This is a genomic window from Natrinema sp. CRL1 (genome assembly GCF_059162405.1).
This window is the reverse complement of record NZ_JBLVOY010000004.1, coordinates 305,663-326,232: the sequence shown is the minus strand read 5'-3', so window position 1 is coordinate 326,232 and position 20,570 is coordinate 305,663. Positions and strand designations below refer to the sequence as shown.

The following is a 20,570-nucleotide window of genomic DNA, read 5'->3' as shown; positions in this document are numbered from 1 at the left end:
CATACTGATCGCGACGGGGTCGTGCGATCAGGTGTGCACTGACTGTCAGTGGCTACTATACGAAGCACTCGACGGGCGAATCGGTTCAGAAACAGCGAGACTGACAGCGGTTAGGATGCGTTCGATGGACCGGGAAACCGGTTACTGGGTTGTCACAAGAACACCTGCCGGCGTCTCCGATCTGCTCCGAACGGTCGATGCCGTCGTCGCGATCACGAACCCGGGCCGCTGTGTTCGACCCGTTTGCTGCGATCGAAATGGGGCGGTCGCTCTCGAGTCCCGTCGACGTTCGATCAGCCTCGAGGCGACAGCAATCGCGGACACGTCAGTAACGGACGTGAAAACGCGATCCCGAAGCCGGGATCGCCGGCAACGGCACACCGCAGTGCCGGTGTCAGTTTAAATGACGCGGTTCTGCAGGTAGTCGAGGTGCTTTGCGTTGTAGACGATCTTGACCTCGTCGGTCTCGGCCGATCCGATGCAGGTCAGGCGGACGTTTTTCTCTTCGACCTCCTCGTCCGAGAGGATCTGCTGCATGTCCATGTCGATCTCGCCCTCGAAGACGATCGCTGCACAGTTCGCACAGGCACCGGCGCGACACGAGAACGGCCAATCGTAGCCTTGCGCCTCGGCCGCCTCGAGGATGTACTCGCCCTCGGCGACGTCGAGAGAGCCGTAGTCCTCCTCGTCGAGGCCAGCGTCTGCGGCCTCCTCGAAGAGGTCGTCGTCGTCCATGTCCCAGCCCTGGTCGTCCAGTACTTCGTAGTTGAGGTATTCTACCGTGGGCATCACTCGGCGATTCGAGGGCCGCACTGGTATAGCTTGCTGTTCAGTCCTAAATTGTCTTTGACCCGGAATTGGCCAATTCGAAGGAAAGGACGCGGCGATTCGTGACAAGAACGGGGATCGAACGGGAGAGGGAAAAGAAACGTCCGAACCTGTTCGACGGAGCGTCGCGTTTGTTGCCGAAACCGGAATCGGCGGTCTCGGCGGGTGTCTCCTGTGACAGGACGTTCGTCGTGGGCTCGAGCGTGTCCTCGCCGCGTGCGAACCGGCCCGCGAGGGACGGTCGGTGAACCGACGAACCGGCAATCTGAGACGGTCGAGTGCCGTGCTCCGATCAGAATCCGAAGATCGGGACGAACCGGAAGGTGAGATAGGCCCCGATCGTCGAGATGGCCGGCACGACGTTTTGCATGAGGATCACGCGGGCCGTCGTCGAGGGGTCGAACAGATCCGAGGCCTTCGGGATATCCTCGACGTCTTCCTCACCGATTTCGGGGGAGCGTTCGCCCTCCTCTTCGGCGGTCAACGCGCCGACGGAAACGCGGGTTTCCTCGCCGCGGGCGGCGTCGGACAGCGTCGTCGTCCGGGTGGCTCGCCCCCAGCCCAGTCCGACGATGCTCATCGTCGCGATGACGACGAAACTCGCGGGGATCCCGATCGACGAGAGGCCGATGACGATCCCGGAGCTGATGACGGCGACGACGATCGCCGCGGTCAGCGGGAGGTTCGTGATGTCGTTGCCGAGCGTGTCGAGGGTGCGGCGGGCGATCGTAAAGCAGCCGACCGCGACCGCCGCCGACCCGATCAGGATCAGCGGGATCATATCGACGTCGCCGGTGCCGTAGATCGGCGCGATCGCGTTGGCGATATTGCTCGTCCCCGAGGCGAAGCCCATCAGACAGCCGATCCCGACGACGGTCAGCGCCCCCGTGATCTCCCGGCGGTCGGCGTCGACGCCGAACTGGAGTCGCGGGACGAGCCCGGACCGGTCGACCGAAACCATCGGGCGTCCTCCCTGTTTCTCTTCGATTGCGACCCACGCGTTGATCTGCGGATAGAAGTACCGGCCGACCACGCCGGCCACCCAGAACCCGATGATCGGCGCGACGACCCACCACACGGCGATCTGTCCGAGCTCGTCCCAGTTGAGTTCGCCGGTCGCCATCCCCAGCGCGGCGATCGCACCGACTGCGGTCATCGATGTCGACGCGGGGACGCCGGCGTAGTTGCCGATAAACAGCGCGCCACCGATGAAAAAGAGGACGGCGACGTTCGAGCGCAGCGTGAAGATAGAAGTGTCAGTAACGAGTTCCTCGCCGAGCGTGGTGACGACCTGCGGGCCGATGGTGTAGGCCCCGATGAAGAAGAAAATCGACATCAGCCCGGCGGCCATCACCTTCGTGATCACGTTCGCGCCGACGGCCGGCCCGAACGCGGGACCGGTCGTCGAGCCGCCGATGTTGTACCCGACGAAAATCGCAGTGAGGATCCCGACGATAAGTAGCGGTTCCGCGTTCACGTTCGGAAGTCACGCGATCCGATAGTAAAAACGCGCCTATTCGTTCCCGCTCGTGAAACGAACAGGGAGCGATCGCGGGGAACGGGTAGGGGCTCAGACCCCCCAAAAGAACGCGATGCCGAGGACGGTCACGATCGAGAGCAGGATCTGCAGCGGCGCGCCGATCCGCGCGTAGTCGCCGAAGCGGTAGCCGCCGGGGCCATAGACGAACAGGTTCGTCTGGTAGCCGATCGGGCCCAGAAAGGCGGTGCTCGCGGCGAAGGTCACTGCCAACACGAACGCGAACGGGTTCGCGCCGATGCCCGCCGCCGCGGCCGCCGCGACCGGAATGAGCAACACGACGCTCGCGTTGTTGCTGATGACCTCCGTGAGCAGCCCGGTCAGGATGTAGAACAGCCACAGCACCGCGATCGGCGGCAGGAACCCCGCCGACTGGACGACCAGCCACGCGAGGTAGCCGGCCGCGCCCGACCCCTCGAGGGCGAACCCAAGCGGGATCACCCCCGCGAGCAGGAAGATGATGTCCCACTCGACGGCGTCGTAGAGTTCGTTCGGCTCGAGGACGCCCGTGACGACCATCGCGACGACACCGGCGAGCGCGGTGATGAGAATCGGGTAGATCTCGAGGGCCGCGACGGCGACGACGCCGCCCATGATGGCGACGGCGATCGGTGCCTTCTCGGTCCGATAGTCGGTGCGGGGCGGTTCGCGGGCGACGATCACGTCGTCTCGCCGGGCGAGGCGGTCGAGCGTGTTCTGCGGGGCCTGCACGAGCAGCGTGTCGCCGACATCGAGCCGTCGTCCGACGATGCGCTCGCCCACGAGTTCGCCGTGGCTCCGTAGTCCGAGGACGGCGGCGTCATACTCCTCGCGGAACGCCTCAAGATCGAGGCGCTCGCCCACGAGCCGGGAGTCGAGCGAGACGACCAGTTCCGTGAGCACGCCGCCCGCCGCCGAGAGAGCAGCCGTTTCCTCCGGTCGGCCGACGGGTTCGACCCCCTCGGCGTCCTCGAGAGTCGCGATCGCGTCCCGGTCGGTCCGGACGACGAGTACGTCGCCCTCCCGGAGCGCGGTCGCCTGTCGCGGGGCGACCGACCGCTCCCCGTCGCGGACCACCTGCACCACGTCGACGTCGGGGCCGAGCGTCTCGGTCGCGTCGCGGACCGTCTCACCGACCAGCGGGGAGCCGGGGACGACCGCCACGTCGGCCACGTAGTCGCCGACCGCGTAGGACTCGAGGTAGTCGGCCCGCGGCGGGACCCGCTCGGGCAGGAGGTAGTGGCCGACGAAGATCAGGTAGAGCGAGCCGACGATGACGACGAGGGCGCCCAACTGCGTGAACTCGAACATCGAGAACCGGTGGAGTTCGGGGTACTGGGAGCCGAGGCGAGCGCTGACGTCGCTCGCGAGGATATTCGTCGAGGTGCCGACGAGCGTGAGCATGCCGCCCATCTGCGAGGCGTAGGAAAGCGGGATCAGCAGTTTCGACGGCGACGTGTTCCCCCTGTTCGCGACGTCGGTGACGACCGGAACCAAGAGCGCGACGACCGGCGTGTTGTTCAGGAATCCGGAGACGGGACTAGTCGCGGCAACGGTCGCAAACAGCTGTTTTCGAAGGCTGTCGCCCGCAAATTCCGCCATTCGATGCCCGAGCTGTTGGACGATCCCCGTCCGGCTGATCCCGCCGCTCAGGATTAACATCGCCAGCACGGTGATCGTCGCCTCGTTCGCGAACCCCGAGATGCCGGTCTCGGGATCGACGCCGGTCCAGGGCTCGAGAACTACGAGGATCACGATCAACAGGATCGCGGTCACGTCGATCGGCAGGCGCTCGGTGAGAAAGAGGACGAGCGCAAGGGCGACGACGCCGAAGACGACGAGCATGTCGGTCGTCACGTCGGGCTGGGACACAGTCGCTTGCGCGAGGAAATCGCACGCCGACAGCGCCATGGGACGACTCACACCGACCACACGTGTAACAATTCTGTTGAGATCGGGGACAGTGTCGCGGCGATGTCGGTCGGCGAAACCGTCGCCTTTACTCGCGTTGGTCTCGCGGACACGGGTATGACCTGCGACGACGCAAGCGGCGAGTTCGAGAGCTTCGAGGTGATTCCGGCGGTCGACGTGCAGGACGGCGAGGTCGTCCAACTCGTGCAGGGAGAACGCGGGACGGAGAAGAGCTACGGCGATCCCGTCGAGGCCGCCCGGCGGTGGCTCGACGCCGGTGCCGAAACGCTCCACCTCGTCGACCTCGACGGCGCGTTCGAGGGCGAGCGACGAAACGCAGCCGCGATCGAAGCGGTGATCGACGCCGTCGACGCACCGACGCAACTCGGCGGCGGAATCCGCACGGCCGAGGGCGCGATCGACCTGCTCGAGCGCGGCGTCGACCGCGTCATCCTCGGCACGGCAGCCGTCGAGAACCCCGAAATCGTCGCGGAAATCAGCGAGACACATCCCGACAGCGTGGTCGTCAGCCTCGACGCGAAAGACGGCGAGGTCGTCGTCGAGGGCTGGACCGAAGGCGCTGGCATCTCACCGGTCGAGGCCGCCGAGCGGTACGCGGAACTAGGGGCCACCGCGATTCTCTTTACCAACGTCGATGTCGAGGGCCGACTCGAGGGCGTCGCGACCGACCCCGTCCGCGAACTGGTCGCGGCGACGGACATCCCCGTGATCGCCAGCGGCGGGGTGGCGACGCTCGAAGACGTGCGCGACCTCGAGGCGGCCGGCGCGGCGGCGGTCGTCGTCGGCAGCGCGCTGTACGAGGGCAATTTCACGCTCGCGGAGGCGCAGGCTGCGGTCGACGTGGACGAGTAGCCGGCTCGAGCGACGAAGGAGATTGAAGGCGACGGACGACGAATCGTCTCCCGATGGCTGACGCGGACGCCCACTGGTCCGACCACATCCGGATGGCCGCCGTGTTCGCTCTGCTACCGGCGATGATCTTCGTCGGGCCGCTCGTCGCAGTTCTCGGGCTCGCAATCGTACTCTTCGTGCTTCCCGACGGCGGCTCGAACGACGATGCGCTGTCCGAGACGGCGTAAGCAACCGAGAGCAGGCTATTTTCGGTGGCCGGGAGCACGGCTCGAGCAGTGCGAGAGCCGTGCGACTCTACGGAAGAGCAAGCTCTTCCGAACTGCAAGGGACCTTTGGTCCCTCGAGCAGTCGGCGCGAAGCGCCGACGACCTCGCGGACGCAAGCGTCCGCTCAGCGGGGGAGGGCAGGCTGCGCCCAGTTCTGACCGCGAGCGAACGGAGTGAGCGAGCGGGCCGACGACCGATGTGGAGGCTCGCTCTGCGAGCCGAAACGGAGGGGAGTGCTTTTATACTAAATTTTGCCGAGGGCCGCCTTCGGCGGCCCGTGGTTCGAAAGGCGCTTCGCGCCTTTCGTCATCAAGCGAACGCTTCGCGTTCGCGGACATCGCGAATCGAAGATTCGCTCAGTCACGAGAGAGCTTCGCTCTCTCGAACGACAGAGCAAAATTTAGGACCGCCAGAACTCCGGCGTCAACAACACGAGAACGGGGATGATCTCGATGCGACCGATCCACATCATGACGATCATAATCGTACGGGTCAGCGGCGAAAAGGCCAGATAGTTGTCGAACGGGCCGGCGACGCCGAACGCGGGGCCGATGTTGAGGAAGATCGAGGCGGCCGCGCCGAGGGCGTCGAACTCGTCGACCGGGCTCCCGACGCGGGCGGCGTCGACGACGATGACGACGGTCAGCAGGAAGAAGATCACCAGCGCGAGCGTGACGTAGGTGAAGACGTCACCGATCGTCTCCTCGTCGACCACCGAGTCGTCGAGCCGAAGCGGCCGCACGGCGTTCGGGTGAACGGCGGTAAACAGGTTCCGGCGGAACGCCTTCAGAACGACCAGCCAGCGCAGCGACTTGATCGAACACGTCGTCGACCCGGCCATCCCGCCGGTGAACATACAGAGGAACAGCATGTGCTTTGCGCCGGGCGACCAGAGATCGAAGTTGATCGAGGCGTAGCCCGTCGTCGTCAGCATCGAGACCACGTTGAACAGGCCGTGACGGATCGTCGGCTCGAGCCCCATCGCGAGATCGGGGTCGAGGACGAGCATGGCGACGACGATCGCCGTAATCGACGCGAGGAGACCGGTGTAGAATCGAAATTCGTCGGACTCGAGCGGTCGGCGGATATCGCCCTGTGTCACAGCATAGAGGAGCACGAAGTTGGTCGCGCCGAAGAACATGACTGGGATCAGCGTCCACTGGACCGACGCGGAGAACGCGCCGATGCTGTCGGGTTGGGGCGAAAATCCGGCGGTGGAGACGCTGGTAAGCGCGTGCGCGATGGCATTGTACAGGTCCATCTCCGGCGCGAGACCGACGAGGGAGAGCGCGAAGAGCGCGAGCGTCGTGAGGACCGTCAGACCGATGTACAACCCCCAGATGAGGCGTGCAGTCTCGTCGAGATGGGGGCGGAGCTTGTGGACGTTCTGTGTCTGCGATTCGGTCTCCATCAGCTGGGCACCGCCGACGAGCAGGTGTGAAAACAGGCCGATGGCGACGATCAGGATCCCGAGGCCGCCGAGCCACTGGAGGAGCGCCCGCCAGAGCATGATCGCCCGCGAGTGCGCGTCGAAGTTCTCAATGACGGTCGCGCCCGTCGTCGTCACGCCGCTGGTGCTCTCGAAGACGGCGTTGACGGGATGTGCGAGCACGCCGTTGCCCGCGACGAGAAACGGGATCGCGCCGACCAGCGCGACCCCGAGCCACGTCAGGGCGACCATCAGGAACGCCTCCCGTTGTTGAATCTCGCGGTCGGCGGTCAGTCGCTCAAGGGCGGTCCCGAGGACGACCGTGACGGCGATGGTGAGGAAAAACGGGACCGGATCGTCGCCGTCGACGACCGCAAGGGCGAGCGGCCCACCCAGTGGAACGGCGAGCCACTTCAGGACCGTCCCAGTGAGGCTACAGCTCGAGCGCCAATCGACACGAATCGTCATCGACTGTCTGAACGTGTACAATGGGAGGGTATAACAGTTCGGAAGAAACCAGGACGAACGGAGCAGTCGAACCCGGGGAGGAAGTCAAATCCGACACAGCGACCTCAGCGATCGTAGCCGTGGCCGGCGTAGAGGGCGAAGACGTTGGCCAGCAACAGGACGCCGAAGGTCAGCGTGACGGTCGGATCGCCGAGTCCCTGTGCGAGGAGGGGGAGGTGGACGAAGGGCAGGGCGATGGCGACCCAGAACGACAGGAACTGCGCGGGGCCTTTGATCGAGCGGACGACACGGTGGGTGCGCTGGGGCTCCGTCTCAGGGCTCGACGGAGCGATCGACTCGTTCGAAACGGGGGAGGGGTTGGACATGGGATCGGGACACCTCGTCTCATCTACGACATTCACCCAACCCATCATATAATCGGCCGAAGATTGGCGTGGTTTCGGTCCGTTTCACCTCGTTAGTGAGATCGAAATCACATTTTCAAACGTTCGCAGAATCGATTAGACTTTTTATAACTCTTTTTGAGCGGTTTTTCAGAATAGAAGATACGCTTGACGGAGTTCGGTCAGCTGCCCCGACCGACGACCGGCTGCCGGCGACGAGCGGAATCCCCTTGTACTGGGGACGGTATGGATCCAGCATGAGCGAGCGAACGGCGACGATCACGCGCGAGACGGCCGAGACAGCGATCGAGTGCGACCTCGAGATCGACGGAAGCGGCGCGGCTGCGGTCGACACCGGGGTCGGCTTCTTCGATCACATGCTGACGTCGTTCGCCAAGCACGGCCTGTTCGACCTCGAGGTCGACTGCGACGGCGACCTCGAGATCGACGACCATCACACGGTCGAAGACGTCGCGATCGTCCTCGGCGAGGCGATCGACGAGGCGCTGGGCGATCGCTCGGAGATCGTCCGGTACGCGGACCGGCGGGTACCGCTGGACGAGGCCGTCGCGGGCGCGGTCGTCGATGTGAGCGGGCGGCCGCGCTTTTACTTCGACGGTGACTTCTCGCAGGCGGAAATCGGTGATTTCACCAGCGACATGGCGCGTCACTTCGGGGAATCGCTCGCGATGAACGCCGGGCTGACGCTGCATCTGACTGTCGATGGCGAAAACGCCCACCACGAGGTCGAGGCGCTGTTCAAGGCCCTCGCGCGGAGTCTCGACGATGCGACGCGGATCGACGAGCGGCGGGACGGAACTCCCAGCACGAAAGGGACCCTTTAATCGTCGACGACTGGCCACCGATAGCTGGTTGGATCGTCCCGCGTCAGCCGCCCGGTGCCGTCGTGGGCCGCGATATCGCCGTCCTCGAGCCCCGGATTGGCCGCTTCGATTCGCGCGGGATCGACCTTTTCCGTGACCTCGAACTCAGAGACCGGCGAGCAGACGCCCCAGATAGCGCCGACGGCGTGGAGTGCGGCCGTAAGCGGCGTCGCGAGGAGGGCGAGCGGCCAGAGGAGCGGCCGCGCACGATACCCCCAGAGCCCGCAGCAGGTGTAGGCGACGAGCACCAGTCCGAGCAGCACCGAAAACGAGCCGATCCGCGGGACGGGGAGCGCGGCGGGCGCGACGGCAGCCGCGAGGAGCGCGACCGGGACGAGCGGCGAACACGCCCATGAAAGCAGTCTGGTCGCGTACAGCGGGCGGTAGCGCCACGGCAAAATTGCGTCGTCGCGAAGCGAGCCGGAGATCCAGCGGCGTCGCTGCCGGAACATCGCGCGCAGCGACGGCGGTGCCTGATTCCGGAATCTGGCGTCGACGAGCCGGAACGTGAGTCCGCGGTCTCGAGCCGCCCGCCAGACGAAGTTCGTATCCTCCGTGATCGTCTCGACGTCCCAGCCCACCCGTTCCTCGAGGTCGCTGCGGACGGCGACGCCGCCGCCCCACGTGTACAGCGGGTAGCGAAGCCGGTGGAAGGCGTACTGTTCGAACTGGTAACCGATGCGAAACACCTCACAACAGTAGGCGAGCCACGAGCCAGTGTAGATCGGCCGCTCGGTAAACTGGACGACATCGGCGTCAGGGAGGCCGGTAAAGTCGGTCACCAGCGTGTCCTCGTCCAGATAACAGACGTACTCCTCGTCGCAGGCGAGCGTTCGACTCGCCCACTCGAGCGCGCGTCCCTTGTTCGTCGCCGTACACTCGAACTCGTCGGGGACGACGTGGACCGTCGCCCCGTCGATTTCCATGGGGCGTTCGGCGATCACGCGGACGTCATCGACTGCGTCGGGAACCGTGTCGACGGTCCCCTGTACGACGCGGTCGGCGTCGACCGTGAGGATTCGGACTTGCAGGTCCTCGAGCCCCCACTCGAAGTCGTCCCCCTCGGTCCGCCAGCCCCGAGACAGGACGAGCACCTCGAGCAGCCACCACAGCGCCGACGCGCCGTAGAGGACGAGCACCAATCCGAACAGCGCGGACAGAACCGCCGCCACCCCCGCACCGAATGACGCTGCTTCGAACACTCACGGTGAATGACTGACGACTGAGGAATACGTTTCGCTCTCGGAGACGGACGAGACGTGAATGGTCGGTCGCGCCGATCGTCAAAATCGACCGCGACCTACGGCCGGCGAAGCATCCCCCGTTTCTCGACGAATTCGCCGTCCTCGACGGCGTAGTCGACGATGGCCCCGACTTCGTGGCTCTCGAGGTCGTAGGCACCCGCGGCCAGTTCTTCGACCGCAGTCCGTTTCATCGGGAACTCGCGGTTGCGGAGGAGGCGAATGACCTTGTTGTACGCCATCGGCGGCGTGCTCGAGCCAGTCGGCTCGGCGTCGGCCGTCGACCGATCGGCATCGTCGGCATTGTCGCCGGCATCGGATGGGGCCGCTGCGTTCGACGTCTCTCCCGTCCCAGTCTCTCCGTTCGACGTTCCGTCTGCCGGTTCGTCGCCGCCTTCGGCCGCCGACCCAGCGGTGTCAACCGCTCGCTCGTCGCGTTCGAAAGTGATGCCGTCCTCGAGTCCCGCTTCAGCGGTCGACCCCGAGTCGGGATCGGAGTCGGCCTCGTCAGCGGACTCGGATGGCTTCGAATCGTCGGACGCCACAGGAGAGTCCGAGACGGTCGCGTTCGGGCTGGTCGATCGCGGGCGTTTCTCGGTCGATTCGTCGGCGGTGGCGACGACGGACCCCGAGCCGTCGGTCCCGTCGTCGGCGGGACCGGTTTCGGTCCCGCCCCCACTCTCGGCCCCGGCGCGGGCGAGCAGGGGTTCGAGCAGCGTCTCGAGTCGGTCTTTGCAGTCGGCACAGGGGACGACGCGGCGCTGTTCGGCCTCGGTCGGCTCGAGTTCGGGCGGGACGATCTCGAACGCGCCGACGGCCTCGGCGTCACAGAAGTCACAGCTCCGGAGTTCGCGCATAGTGTCGGCTCTCACGGGGACAGTAAAAAAGCATCCGTCAGACGGCGTTTGGGACAGCATCCGCAGCCGCGTGTGATCGACTGGATCGGCGCTCGAGACCGATCACCGGACATTATATCGGAGCGGCCGTACACTCGGCAACGAATGTTCGACGAGATCATGGAGAAATTCGAGGGGTCACCGAGCCAGCAGGCGGTGATCCGGCTGCTGCTCGAGCGGGGCTTCTCCGTCAACGACGACGGGCGGGTCGTCTCCGGCGGGATCGAGATTCCGAACACGGGAATCGCCCGCGAAATCGGCGTCGACCGACGGGTCGTCGACTCCACGACCGACGTCATCCTCGAGGACGACGAACTGCGCCGCATCTTCCAGAACATCTCGCAGGTGCCGAGCCTGATGGATTTAGCGCCAGTGTTGGATCTAACGGTGCTCTCGATCGAAGTGAACAACGCCGAGCAGGAGGGGATCGTCGCGCAGGTCACCGGGACGCTCGCCGATCACGGCATCTCGATTCGCCAGACGATCAGCGAGGATCCCGAGTTCACGGACGAGCCCCGACTCTACCTGATCACCGACGAGGAACTCCCCGGCGAGACGATTACCGCAATCCGCGACCTCGCGTTCGTCCGGAAGATCGAAATCCAGTGACCGGCGTTCAGGTCAGGGTCAGTCCTCGCCCGCGTCGACGTCGACGGTGTCCGCGAAGTCGTCGAGGACCGACTCGAGGGCGCTCGTGAGTTCCTCGAATCGCTCCATCGACATCTCGTCGGTGGTCACCCAGACGCCGTGTGGCCCGCGGATGACCCGCGACAGGTAGCCGTTCTCGAACATCCGGATCGTCGCCTGATACTCGCCGAGTTGCGTGTTCCGGTAGGCCGACTGGGAGCGAAAGCCAAGCCGCTCGTGTTCGGCGAAGCCGATGAGGTCGGCGGTCTGCTCCAGATCCGACCGCAGATACAATTGCTCGATGTCGGCCTCGGTGAAGTAGGTGATACTGCGCAGTTCGTCCCCGACCGTCGTCCGGCAGACGCTACGGAGTTCGTCCGCCAGTTCGGCGTCGATGGTCTCGCCGTCCATGTGTGCACATAACGCATAGAGAACTAATAGCGTACGGGTCCGGGCGAACTCCCTGCAACCGCATCTACCCATCAAACCGCGGGGACCGATGGGCTCTTTTCGCCGGCCGGGGTAGCACCGACCATCGCTATGGCCAGCCTCGAGCACCGAGACCGGCAATGTGGCCGACGAGACGCGGAGCGTGAGCGGGTGTGAGCGACGCGTACCGAACCGTCGCGGAGTCCGCCACCGCCGAGTTCGTCGTCCAGGGGTCCGAGTTCCTCGGCCACGTCCGACCCGTCGAATCCGTCGCCGCCGCCGAGTCGTTCGTCGAAACCGTCCGCGAGGAGTACGCCGACGCCACCCACAACGTCTCCGCTTACCGCGTGCGGACCGGCGACGACGGGACCGAGGGCCACTTCCTCCGGGAGTACTCGAGCGACGACGGCGAGCCCTCCGGGTCGGCCGGCAAGCCGGCGCTGAACGTCCTGACTCAGCAAGACCTCGAGAATTGCGCGGTCGTCGTGACCCGTTACTACGGCGGGACGAACCTCGGCGTCGGCGGCCTCGTTCGGGCGTACTCCCGTGCAGTGAAAGAGGCTGTCGAGCAAGCCGGCGTCGTCGAGGAACAACCCCACGAACAACTGCAGATCACCGTCGAATACGACGACTCGGGGACCGTGCGGTCGATTCTAGAAAGCGAGGGCTACGAGTTCGAGGCCGACTACGCGGCCGCGGTCAGCTTCGACGTGCGCGTGCCACTCGCCGACAGCGGGGCGCTCCGGGACCGGATTCGGAGCGCGACGAGCGACCGGGCCGACCTCGAGTGATCGTCGGCCAACGGCAGAGACACGGTATTGGCCGGCAACGGACAGCTACTGTGCGGAAACCGCAGGCGCGTCATCCGGCAGGTGGCGCTCGATTTCGGTCTGCAGCGCCTCGAGGTCCGCGAGTTCGTCGCGGTCGAAGCGAACGTCGAAGAAGCTGCGAGCCACCACGAGTTCGTCCTCGCGCAGTCGCACGTGCGAGATGTCCGTCCACGGGACGAGCGAGCGCGTGTACGGCCGTCGTTTGACGAGCCCGGCCTCGTACACCCGGACTTCGGGCGCGTCGCCGAGCGATCCCACGCGCCATCGGCCCTCGGCGAGGCCGCCACAGACCCAGAATATCGCCAGTCCGAACCACACGATTGACCGCAGCCAGTCGCCCGCGGCGGCGTTCGTCCCGCCCAACAGGAGCCACAGCGCGAGCACGACGACATCCAGTATCGGGTTGCTCGGCGGCGTCCACGACCACGCGGCCGCGGGGTCGTCGCCCGTGACCGCGTCGACGTACCGGGTCTGTGCGATCCAGCCCAGCAACGAGCCGGTGATGGCGACGGCGACCGCCGAAAGGAGCGCAGCGGGCGCGAGTCGCGACTCGAGGGTTCCGAACACCGATGCAGCGGTCACCGCTCCGAACGGGACGGCGAGTGCGACGACCGCCGCCCGACGGCGGCGGGTTCGACCGATCCGGCCCGCGAGTCCGCGGATGTGTCTCGCGAGCGCGATCGCGACGAGACAGCCGCTCGAGATCCCGGCAACGGCCGCGCCGAGTACGAGCATCGACGAGGTGGTAGCGAGCACAGCGGCGACCGCCGCGACGCCGGCGAGGAGGGCCCCGACGTACCCGCCGAACGCGAGTTGCAACGCTACGTCCGGTCGGTCGGCGGTGCTGCCAGCGGTGTCGCTCGAGACGGTCGACTTCCGGTCGGGCACGAATGGGCGTTCGACCGCTCGTGTTAAAATTGTAACCGGACCGCGGAGTCGCTTACGCGTCCGGCGTCGGAGCGGACACGTCCGGCTCGGACTCCAACAGTCGAGAGCGGTTACGCTGGGACAGGGTGACGAGGATCACCAGCCCGACGGCCCGCAACAGGAGCGTGACCGTGAGGCCGGTGAGACCGACGGAGATGCCGGCCAGCGAGAGGGCTGCCTCGACGATGAGCAGCGGGATCTCGGGGACCATCAGCAGGATCGACGCGATCGCGTACAGCGAGCGATTGCCGGAGTCGACCGGCGAGAACTGACAGCCGATGATCGTCACGCCGAGGGCGTAGACCCCGAGGAACATCCCGAGGACCGGGACCACGACTTCGGGGAGGAAGAAGCCGAGATCCGAGACGTCGCCCCAGCCGATAACGCCCCAGACATCGCCCGTTTCGCGGACGAGCAGGATACCCGGCGAGAAGACGAAGGCGAAGGGAACGAGGATCTTGTTCAGCGAGAGCAAGAACGCGCTGATCGCGGTCTTGAGTTCGTCGGCCTTGGCGATGCCCGCCCCGGCGAAGGCGGCGACGGCGACGGGCGGTGTTACATCCGCCATCAGTCCGAAGTAGAGCACGAAGAGGTGGGCGGCGAGGACCGCGCCGACGGCCTCCTCGATCGGCCCGCCGAGCATCGCGATCAAGATGATGTACATCGCCGTCGTCGGCATCCCCATCCCGAAGATGATCGACGCGATGCCGGTGAGAACGAGGAGGAGGAGGATCGATCCGCCGCTGACCGCCGAGATGAGCGCGGCGAGGTTCGGGCCCAGCCCGGAGACGCTGATGACGCCGGGGACGACGCCCGCCGCGGCGACCGCGATGACGACCGTCGTGGCGGTTCGCGCGCCCGATTCCATCGACTTCAACACGAACGTGCCGAGTCGATAGCCGGTGTTCTCGGCGAGCGACGGCCGGTTGATCGCCGTCGCGGACCGCCGTGCGGACTCGTCGACCGCCTCGTCTAACTCGAGCAGCGGCGAGTCCACACGCGGTCGAGCGAGCAGGAAAGCGACGCTGACGAGGATCACGATCAGTCCGAGGTCCGATACCGCAGCGGCGGCTGCGGCACCGAGCGAGGACGGGTCAGCCGCCGCCTCGAGGCCGAGTGCGACCTGGATCGCGCTCGCGAGTCCGACCCCGTAGGTCGCGAAGGCCGCGATTTGGGCGACGAAGAGCGCGGCGATCGACCCCAGCAGCGGGACGCCGATCTCCTCGTCGTAGGCGGCGACGACCGCGATCAGCGCGACGATGGCGACGATCGTGTACCAGCCGGCGCGGCCGATCGAGAGGCGAGCGAAGACGAGGAAGTAGATCAGGAGCACGATCGGGAGCAGATAGAACCAGCCGGTCCGGAGCGCGTCGAGGGCGTCGGGTAGTTCCGCGCGGGGCAGTCCGCCGATACCGCCGCGGACGGCCTCGAAGTGGACCATCACCCACATCCCGAAGAAGAAGGCGATGGCGGGCAGGGTTGCGGCCACGATCACGTCCGGGTACGGCGTGCCGGTGTACTCGACGATGAGGAACGCGGCCGCCCCCATCACCGGCGGGAGGATCTGTCCGCCCGAGGAGGCGGAGGACTCGACGGCCCCGGAGAACTCGGGCGAGTAGCCCGACCGCTTCATCAGCGGAATCGTGAACGCGCCGGTCGTGACCGTGTTCGCGATCGACGAGCCGCTGAGCATCCCCATGAAGCCGCTCGAGACGACGCTCGCCTTCGCCGGGCCGCCCTTCCGGGTCCCGGTCGCCGAGTACGCGAGGTCGATGAACCACTTGCCAGCGCCGCTCATCTCGAGGAACGCGCCGAAGAGGACGAAGATGTAGATGAACCGAACGCTGACGGTGACGGGCACGCTGAAGACGCCCGCTTCGACCGTGTACCAGAGGTTGTAGACGATGCTGCCCCACGTTTCGGGGAGGACCGAGAGCGCGCCGATCGGTGAATCGCTCGGAATAACGTATCCCCACCGGGCGTAGACGATGAACAGGGCGACCAGCGACATGAGGTGCACACCGAGGGTCCGTCTGGTCGCCTCGAGGACCAGCAGGATGCCGAGTGTCCCGAGGAGGAACGCGTAGGAGACGCTATCGAGCGGAATGCCGACCATCGTGGCGGCAGTGACCAGCGGCTCGAGGGAGGGGTACATTTCGTGGAGCGGGCGGGCACCGTGGATGCCGAAGACCGCGAGCTGCTGAATCTCGTCGAACTCGGTGACGATGTAGTACGTGGGAAGGAGCGAGAGGACGACGAACGCGACGTCGACCGGCGTGATCCGATCCATCTCGGGATCGACGGCGGCCCAACGTACTCCGTCCGCGAGTCGCGTCGACGCCCTCGAGAGCGGGTGCTCCGTCCCGAACCTCGATCGGACGGCGGGCGAAATCCGACCGAGCCGTCTGGCGACGAACCCGTCTCCCCGGCTGCCCGGGAAGAGCAGGAACGCGAGGATCAACGCGAACGTGACGTGGATCGCGTTGACCTGTAGCTGTTGGAGCGAACCGAGGGAGAATTCGCCGACGACCGGCAGCGTCGCGCCGAACTCACGGCTGCGCGCAGCGAGCCACAGTTGAAACGCCGAAAACAGGATGCCGACCAGCGCGACGGCGACGACCGCGGGGCCCTGAAGGGTGCGGCGGCGCTCGACTTCCTGCATGATTTCTTCTTGCTCTTCCTCCGAAACCGCGTCCGTATTCGTATCAATGCTCATAGGGAGTCAGAATACCGTCCGTCGTCGAGTTTCGAATCGGCCGCCGTAGACCGGTCGGTCAGGAGCGTCGTGTCGAACAATCCACCGTCGACGGCGATGTTGACGGGACCGTCGGACAGTTCGACCAGATCGTACCGCTCGCCGTCGATCACGAGTTCGTGACCGGCGATCGAGCCGGGCGCGACCGGGACCGCCTCGTAGGTTTCGTTGCGCGTCACGACGAGTCCCTCGTCGGTCCGCTCCATCGATTCGGCGGCCGGAAGCCCCGCACCGTGGGAATGGAACACCATCCGATCCATCCGGAGGACGTCACCGTCGACGACGTACACGTCCTCGACCGGCGTCTTTTCGACGCTGTGGGTATACGCCAGCGTCACCTCGTCACCGTCGTCGACGGGGACCTCGAGCAGACGCTCGCCCGAATCGTCGTCGGTGACGACGAGCGTCTGCCCGCCTGAGGTCGATGCGACGACGGCTGCCGATCCGAGGAGGGCGGCAACTACCACGAGCGCGGCGAGAGCGACGGACCGTCTGGTCGGTCGTTGCATGGAAAGTATCGAAGGTGAATCAGCCCGTTATCCGAAGTACGCTTCGGCGCCGGGGTGAAGATCGATCGGCATCCCTTCCTGGGCCGAGTCAGCGCTGATGAACTCTGCCTTGTAGTCGAGATCGTCGGTGTGGTCGAAGATCGCCGCCGTTATCGATTCGACGACCTCGTCCTCGACGCCGTCGTGGGTCGCGATCATCGCTTGGACGGAGACGGTCTCGACGTCGGAGTCGATTCCGTCGTAGGTGCCGGCGGGAACGGTATCGTTGGCGAACCACTCGGCCTCGGCTCGAATATCGTCTCGGAGGTCGCCCGAGATTTCGACCAGACTGATGTCGTTGGTCGTCGCGAGGTCCTCGATGGAGCCGACCGGCCAGCCGCCGACGACGAACGCCGCGTCGATGTCGCCGTCTCGGATCTGGTCGGCCGCCGTCTCGAAGTCGCCGTTCTGCTCGTCGAAGTCGTCCTCCGTGATTCCCGCAGTCTCGAGGATCTGGAGGGCGTTGACCTGCGTCCCGCTCCCGGCAGCGCCGGTGTTGATCACCGCGCCCTCGAGGTCCTCGACGGATTCGATCCCCGAATCGGCCTGCGTGATGACGTGGATCGTCTCGGGGTACAGCGTCGCAACGCCGCGGATGTTATCCATTCCCTCGCCCTGAAGCTGCTCGATACCGGTCCCGTTCACCGCGAAGTATGCGATGTCGTTCTGGATCAGCGCGAAGTCGGCCTCCTCTCGATTGAGGCTGCTGACGTTCTCGACGCTGGCCCCGGTCGACTCCACCTGCAGGGAGTAGTCCGTGTTCTCCTCGACGATGGTCTTGAAGTTCCCCGAGAGCGGGTAATACGTTCCGCCGGTGCCGCCGGCGTGCCATGCGAGCGTGGTACCGCTCCCTTCCCCACCGAGACAGCCGGCGAGACCAGCGAGACCAGTTGCACCTGCTGCCTTCACGAAAGACCGTCTGTTGAAATCGTATGACATACTCCGAGCCGTAGTAACGGAACCATATATAGATTTTTAATTGTTAATTCGAACTCGAATACTGGTACGGAGACACGTACGGTTGAGGTTGATTAGCAGATGTTCGTCCACTAATAAATCAGTTTACACAACCTTATATCCTTAAATGTGTATTGTGGTCATGAATGGGACGAACGCGGTCGAAACAGCGGCGAGTCGGGACCAGGTATACCCGCCTCGAGGCCGTCCGACCGCTCATGGACCGAAACGTCGGCGAACTCGACCGGCTCGGCCGGTTCGTCCTCGCGGCGATACTCCTCGTCGTCGGCTACCGAAACCGGGATCGAACGCTCGGCACGCTGGCGTTCGTCGCCGGAAGCGACGTGCTCGCGACCGCGGTCATCCAGCGGTGTCCGGTGAACGCAGTGCTGGGAATCAACACCTGCGGGACCGGAGAGTAACGAGACGGGGCAGACCGAGGCAGCGAGGCGCTCGAGTCGGAGAAAAGGATTCTCGAGAACCGCTTGAAACCGTTCGAGACTCGCGCGACGATCACTCCTCGGGGTCGTACGGGACGGCGTCGCCGTCGACCGCGGGAGCGCCGACCGCGATCACCGAAACCGCGTCGTCGGCGTCGTCGGGGTTGTACGCTCGCTGGGGCGCACCGGGTTCGACTGCGAACATCGAGCCCTCTGGGACCGTAAACTCCTCGTCAGGTGTCTCGACGTGGAGCGCTCCCGAGAGGACGACGAACGCTTCCTCCTGGGTCTCGTGAGAGTGACAGGCCAACGGCAACTGCTCGCCCGGCTCCGCGTCGAACCGGTTGATCGCGACGTTTTCCATGCCCGCCGCATCGCTCAGTCGGCGGAGATCACACGGTCGGTCATCGACTCGCTCGAGATCGTCCGGATCGACGATGGTGTAACGCATAGGGAGTCGATTCGGGGCGATCAGCAAAAGTCCGTCGCCACCCGCACGGGACGGATCGGCCGCTTACGTCGTCCGGAACGCGCGGTCACCGGCGTCGCCGAGGCCGGGCACGATGAAGCCGTCGTCGTCGAGGCGGTCGTCGATCGACACCGTCAGCAGGTCGGCCTCGTCGACCGCCTCGTTGACCCGAAGCAGCCCTTCCGGTGCCGACACCGCAGAGAGGACGATCAGGTTCTCCGGTTGCACGGCGTTCTCGACGACGTGCTCGAGGACGGTACACATCGTACTCCCCGTCGCGAGCATCGGATCGGCGATGATGACCGTATCCTCCTCGTGGATCTCGGGCAGTTTCACGTAGTCGACGGTGATGGGGAAGGAACCGTCCTCGGCGCGGCCGGCTTCCTCGTCGCGACTCGCGCTGATGACGCCCTGTCGCGCCCGCGGAAACGCCTTCAGCAGTCCCTCGACGAACGGCGTCGCCGCGCGCAAGACGTTGATGATGACGACGTCGTCGAGCCCGCGGACGCGCTCGCCCATCGTCTGCTCGAGGGGCGTTTCGATCTCGACGTACTCGGTCTCCATGCGGCCGTCGATGATCTCGTAGCCACAGATCCGACCGAGTTTGACCAGTCCCTTCCGGAAGCTGACCTGCTCGGTCTCGACGTCGCGCAGGCGCGAGAGCGTGTCCTTTGCCAATGCATGTGTGATGAGATACGCGTTGTCCCGGTCTTCGATCGGCATACCTCAACAGCCACCCGCCGGATAGTTCACAGTATCGATCAACCGCGAGGCCCGCGACGGCCCGCGGTCTCGAGGGACCGCTCGAGTTCGAAATTCCGAGTTAGAGCCGCTAACTCGGTATTACCGAACGTGACCGACGCTGCAGGCCGAATTCGATCACCGGTCTCGCGGATCGAAAACGATGCTTGGCTGTGAGAAACGGTCGAAACGGTGGGTCCGGTTTAATCGCTCGATCGGCGTAGGCTCCGACGCTCCACCACGGGCACTGCATTCCAATGAATCACCAGAACCAACAGCCACGGCAGGGCGGACAGCAGCCGACACGGACGGCAGACCAGTACGGCACCGGCGGCGAGCAGCAGACTGGAGGCCAGCACATGAGCGGGCAACAGCCGATGCGTGGACAACAAACCGGTCGCCAGCAGCCGATGGGCAGCCAACAGCTGGGTGGACAGCAAACCAGCAGCCAACAAATGGGTGGACAGATGGCACCGCAGGGAACGAGCGGCCAACAGATGACCCAGCAGGGGATGGGCGGACAGCAAGTGCAGGGCCGACAGTCGTTCGAGAACCACCTCACGAACGAACTCCGAATCGCGCTCGAGGACTTTACCGAACTGTCCCACATCGCCGACTGGTGTGCGAAGATGTGCGCGTCGGAGGGGCCACAGCTCGCGACCTGTGCGGCGATCTGTCGGGACATCGCGGAACTGGCCGAATTCAACGAGAAGCTGATCGCGCGCGACTCGATGTTCGGGCCCGAAATCGCGGACACGTTCGTCCGGATCGCGACCGAGAGCCTGCCCGAACTCCAGCAGTTCCAACAGCACCCCCACGTCGCCGAGACGATTTCGGCAATCGACCGCACGATCGACTCCTGTCGGACCCTGCTCGAGATGGTCGGTGGCGGCCCACAGATGGGGAGTCAACAAATGAGTGGACAGCAACCGATGAGCGGAGGACAACAGATAGGCGGCCAGCAAACGAGTGGACAGCAACCGATGAGCGGAGGACAACAGATAGGCGGCCAGCAAACGAGTGGACAGCAACCGATGGGCGGGGGACAACAGATGGGGAGCCAGCAGATGAGTGGGCAGCGCTAGCGCCCCACAGCTTCGATCCCGGACAAGCAAGTCACGGCAGAGAAGTTTATACCTATCCGCACGCTAT

Annotated in this window: 21 protein-coding genes; 7 read left to right on the top strand and 14 right to left on the bottom strand. The window is 65.3% G+C overall.

The features are described from left to right. Positions 1-399 precede the first annotated feature (399 nt). From fer to ACJYUO_RS15720, 3 genes are all read right to left on the bottom strand, one after another. Complete coding sequence (gene fer, locus ACJYUO_RS15730; RefSeq protein ID WP_494346288.1) at positions 400-789, bottom strand: ferredoxin Fer; 390 nt, start codon at positions 787-789, stop codon at positions 400-402. Positions 790-1,120: 331 nt separating this feature from the next. Continuing rightward, the gene (locus ACJYUO_RS15725) at positions 1,121-2,305 is read right to left on the bottom strand and encodes an inorganic phosphate transporter (RefSeq protein ID WP_494346287.1); all 1,185 of its coding nucleotides are present in this window, start codon (positions 2,303-2,305) and stop codon (positions 1,121-1,123) included. Positions 2,306-2,398: 93 nt separating this feature from the next. Further along, a complete protein-coding gene (locus tag ACJYUO_RS15720) occupies positions 2,399-4,255 on the bottom strand; it encodes an SLC13 family permease (protein ID WP_494346286.1) in 1,857 nt (618 codons plus the stop codon). A 117-nt stretch (positions 4,256-4,372) separates the two neighbouring features. Between ACJYUO_RS15720 and hisA the strand changes: the two genes are divergently transcribed. Then, complete coding sequence (hisA, locus tag ACJYUO_RS15715) at positions 4,373-5,128, top strand: 1-(5-phosphoribosyl)-5-[(5-phosphoribosylamino)methylideneamino]imidazole-4-carboxamide isomerase (protein ID WP_494346285.1); 756 nt, start codon at positions 4,373-4,375, stop codon at positions 5,126-5,128. 53 nt (positions 5,129-5,181) lie between these two features. Continuing rightward, entirely contained in the window at positions 5,182-5,355 is a 174-nt protein-coding gene (locus ACJYUO_RS15710; protein WP_494346284.1) for a hypothetical protein, read from the top strand. A gap of 439 nt (positions 5,356-5,794) precedes the next feature. Here ACJYUO_RS15710 and ACJYUO_RS15705 read toward each other — a convergent pair whose 3' ends face one another. Together ACJYUO_RS15705 and ACJYUO_RS15700 are read right to left on the bottom strand one after the other, a co-directional pair. Further along, complete coding sequence (locus ACJYUO_RS15705) at positions 5,795-7,291, bottom strand: TrkH family potassium uptake protein (RefSeq protein WP_494346283.1); 1,497 nt, start codon at positions 7,289-7,291, stop codon at positions 5,795-5,797. Between the two features lie 104 nt (positions 7,292-7,395). Then, positions 7,396-7,656, bottom strand: coding sequence for a DUF8028 family protein (locus ACJYUO_RS15700; protein ID WP_494346282.1), 261 nt, complete (start codon positions 7,654-7,656; stop codon positions 7,396-7,398). 275 nt (positions 7,657-7,931) lie between these two features. Here ACJYUO_RS15700 and hisB point away from each other — a divergent pair, with 275 nt between their 5' ends. Then, complete coding sequence (gene hisB / locus ACJYUO_RS15695) at positions 7,932-8,519, top strand: imidazoleglycerol-phosphate dehydratase HisB (protein ID WP_494346281.1); 588 nt, start codon at positions 7,932-7,934, stop codon at positions 8,517-8,519. On the opposite strand, the gene ACJYUO_RS15690 is transcribed toward hisB, so the two are convergent. Beyond that, the gene (locus tag ACJYUO_RS15690) at positions 8,516-9,760 is read right to left on the bottom strand and encodes a glycosyltransferase family 2 protein (protein WP_494346280.1); all 1,245 of its coding nucleotides are present in this window, start codon (positions 9,758-9,760) and stop codon (positions 8,516-8,518) included. The two genes, hisB and ACJYUO_RS15690, sit on opposite strands and share 4 nt — an antisense overlap. 98 nt (positions 9,761-9,858) lie before the next feature. Beyond that, a complete protein-coding gene (locus ACJYUO_RS15685; RefSeq protein ID WP_494346279.1) occupies positions 9,859-10,656 on the bottom strand; it encodes a DUF8528 domain-containing protein in 798 nt (265 codons plus the stop codon). Between the two features lie 144 nt (positions 10,657-10,800). On the opposite strand from ACJYUO_RS15685, the gene trpY reads away from it, so the two are divergent. Then, on the top strand, positions 10,801-11,304 hold the full coding sequence (gene trpY / locus ACJYUO_RS15680; RefSeq protein ID WP_494346278.1) for a TrpY family transcription regulator: 504 nt from the start codon (positions 10,801-10,803) through the stop codon (positions 11,302-11,304). 18 nt (positions 11,305-11,322) lie between these two features. Here trpY and ACJYUO_RS15675 read toward each other — a convergent pair whose 3' ends face one another. Continuing rightward, positions 11,323-11,733: a DUF7522 family protein gene (locus ACJYUO_RS15675; protein WP_006431983.1), complete on the bottom strand. Its 411-nt coding sequence runs from the start codon at positions 11,731-11,733 to the stop codon at positions 11,323-11,325. A gap of 191 nt (positions 11,734-11,924) precedes the next feature. Between ACJYUO_RS15675 and ACJYUO_RS15670 the strand changes: the two genes are divergently transcribed. Further along, positions 11,925-12,542 (top strand): IMPACT family protein, encoded by a 618-nt coding sequence (locus ACJYUO_RS15670; RefSeq protein ID WP_494346277.1) that lies wholly within the window; start codon positions 11,925-11,927, stop codon positions 12,540-12,542. 45 nt (positions 12,543-12,587) lie between these two features. Here ACJYUO_RS15670 and ACJYUO_RS15665 read toward each other — a convergent pair whose 3' ends face one another. Genes ACJYUO_RS15665 through ACJYUO_RS15650 form a run of 4 tightly spaced genes read right to left on the bottom strand, consistent with a single transcriptional unit; the run spans position 12,588 to position 17,750 of the window. Next, positions 12,588-13,469 (bottom strand): hypothetical protein, encoded by an 882-nt coding sequence (locus ACJYUO_RS15665; protein WP_494346276.1) that lies wholly within the window; start codon positions 13,467-13,469, stop codon positions 12,588-12,590. Positions 13,470-13,521: 52 nt separating this feature from the next. Next, positions 13,522-16,224, bottom strand: a complete 2,703-nt coding sequence (locus ACJYUO_RS15660) for a TRAP transporter permease (protein ID WP_494346275.1) — start codon at positions 16,222-16,224, stop codon at positions 13,522-13,524. Then, entirely contained in the window at positions 16,221-16,772 is a 552-nt protein-coding gene (locus tag ACJYUO_RS15655; RefSeq protein WP_494346274.1) for a DUF1850 domain-containing protein, read from the bottom strand. The genes ACJYUO_RS15660 and ACJYUO_RS15655 overlap by 4 nt, the downstream gene beginning before the upstream one ends. A gap of 27 nt (positions 16,773-16,799) precedes the next feature. Next, entirely contained in the window at positions 16,800-17,750 is a 951-nt protein-coding gene (locus ACJYUO_RS15650) for a TAXI family TRAP transporter solute-binding subunit (protein ID WP_494346273.1), read from the bottom strand. A gap of 236 nt (positions 17,751-17,986) precedes the next feature. On the opposite strand from ACJYUO_RS15650, the gene ACJYUO_RS15645 reads away from it, so the two are divergent. After that, the gene (locus ACJYUO_RS15645; protein ID WP_494346477.1) at positions 17,987-18,190 is read left to right on the top strand and encodes a YgaP family membrane protein; all 204 of its coding nucleotides are present in this window, start codon (positions 17,987-17,989) and stop codon (positions 18,188-18,190) included. Positions 18,191-18,281: 91 nt separating this feature from the next. Here ACJYUO_RS15645 and ACJYUO_RS15640 read toward each other — a convergent pair whose 3' ends face one another. Both ACJYUO_RS15640 and upp read right to left on the bottom strand, forming a co-directional pair. Next, a complete protein-coding gene (locus ACJYUO_RS15640) occupies positions 18,282-18,659 on the bottom strand; it encodes a cupin domain-containing protein (protein ID WP_494346272.1) in 378 nt (125 codons plus the stop codon). Positions 18,660-18,722: 63 nt separating this feature from the next. Continuing rightward, positions 18,723-19,400 (bottom strand): uracil phosphoribosyltransferase, encoded by a 678-nt coding sequence (gene upp / locus ACJYUO_RS15635; RefSeq protein WP_494346271.1) that lies wholly within the window; start codon positions 19,398-19,400, stop codon positions 18,723-18,725. Between the two features lie 275 nt (positions 19,401-19,675). Here upp and ACJYUO_RS15630 point away from each other — a divergent pair, with 275 nt between their 5' ends. Further along, the gene (locus ACJYUO_RS15630) at positions 19,676-20,503 is read left to right on the top strand and encodes a four-helix bundle copper-binding protein (protein ID WP_494346270.1); all 828 of its coding nucleotides are present in this window, start codon (positions 19,676-19,678) and stop codon (positions 20,501-20,503) included. The last annotated feature ends 67 nt before the right edge of the window (positions 20,504-20,570 follow it).

Bases quoted from the DNA above. Each gene is read 5' to 3' on its own strand.
- fer (WP_494346288.1), bottom strand. From the start codon at position 789: ATGCCCACGGTAGAATACCTCAACTACGAAGTACTGGACGACCAGGGC.
- ACJYUO_RS15720 (WP_494346286.1), bottom strand. From the start codon at position 4,255: ATGGCGCTGTCGGCGTGCGATTTCCTCGCGCAAGCGACTGTGTCCCAG.
- hisA (WP_494346285.1), top strand. From the start codon at position 4,373: ATGACCTGCGACGACGCAAGCGGCGAGTTCGAGAGCTTCGAGGTGATT.
- ACJYUO_RS15710 (WP_494346284.1), top strand. From the start codon at position 5,182: ATGGCTGACGCGGACGCCCACTGGTCCGACCACATCCGGATGGCCGCC.
- ACJYUO_RS15705 (WP_494346283.1), bottom strand. From the start codon at position 7,291: ATGACGATTCGTGTCGATTGGCGCTCGAGCTGTAGCCTCACTGGGACG.
- ACJYUO_RS15700 (WP_494346282.1), bottom strand. From the start codon at position 7,656: ATGTCCAACCCCTCCCCCGTTTCGAACGAGTCGATCGCTCCGTCGAGC.
- hisB (WP_494346281.1), top strand. From the start codon at position 7,932: ATGAGCGAGCGAACGGCGACGATCACGCGCGAGACGGCCGAGACAGCG.
- ACJYUO_RS15685 (WP_494346279.1), bottom strand. From the start codon at position 10,656: ATGCGCGAACTCCGGAGCTGTGACTTCTGTGACGCCGAGGCCGTCGGC.
- trpY (WP_494346278.1), top strand. From the start codon at position 10,801: ATGTTCGACGAGATCATGGAGAAATTCGAGGGGTCACCGAGCCAGCAG.
- ACJYUO_RS15675 (WP_006431983.1), bottom strand. From the start codon at position 11,733: ATGGACGGCGAGACCATCGACGCCGAACTGGCGGACGAACTCCGTAGC.
- ACJYUO_RS15660 (WP_494346275.1), bottom strand. From the start codon at position 16,224: ATGAGCATTGATACGAATACGGACGCGGTTTCGGAGGAAGAGCAAGAA.
- ACJYUO_RS15655 (WP_494346274.1), bottom strand. From the start codon at position 16,772: ATGCAACGACCGACCAGACGGTCCGTCGCTCTCGCCGCGCTCGTGGTA.
- ACJYUO_RS15650 (WP_494346273.1), bottom strand. From the start codon at position 17,750: ATGTCATACGATTTCAACAGACGGTCTTTCGTGAAGGCAGCAGGTGCA.
- ACJYUO_RS15645 (WP_494346477.1), top strand. From the start codon at position 17,987: ATGGACCGAAACGTCGGCGAACTCGACCGGCTCGGCCGGTTCGTCCTC.
- ACJYUO_RS15640 (WP_494346272.1), bottom strand. From the start codon at position 18,659: ATGCGTTACACCATCGTCGATCCGGACGATCTCGAGCGAGTCGATGAC.
- upp (WP_494346271.1), bottom strand. From the start codon at position 19,400: ATGCCGATCGAAGACCGGGACAACGCGTATCTCATCACACATGCATTG.
- ACJYUO_RS15630 (WP_494346270.1), top strand. From the start codon at position 19,676: ATGAATCACCAGAACCAACAGCCACGGCAGGGCGGACAGCAGCCGACA.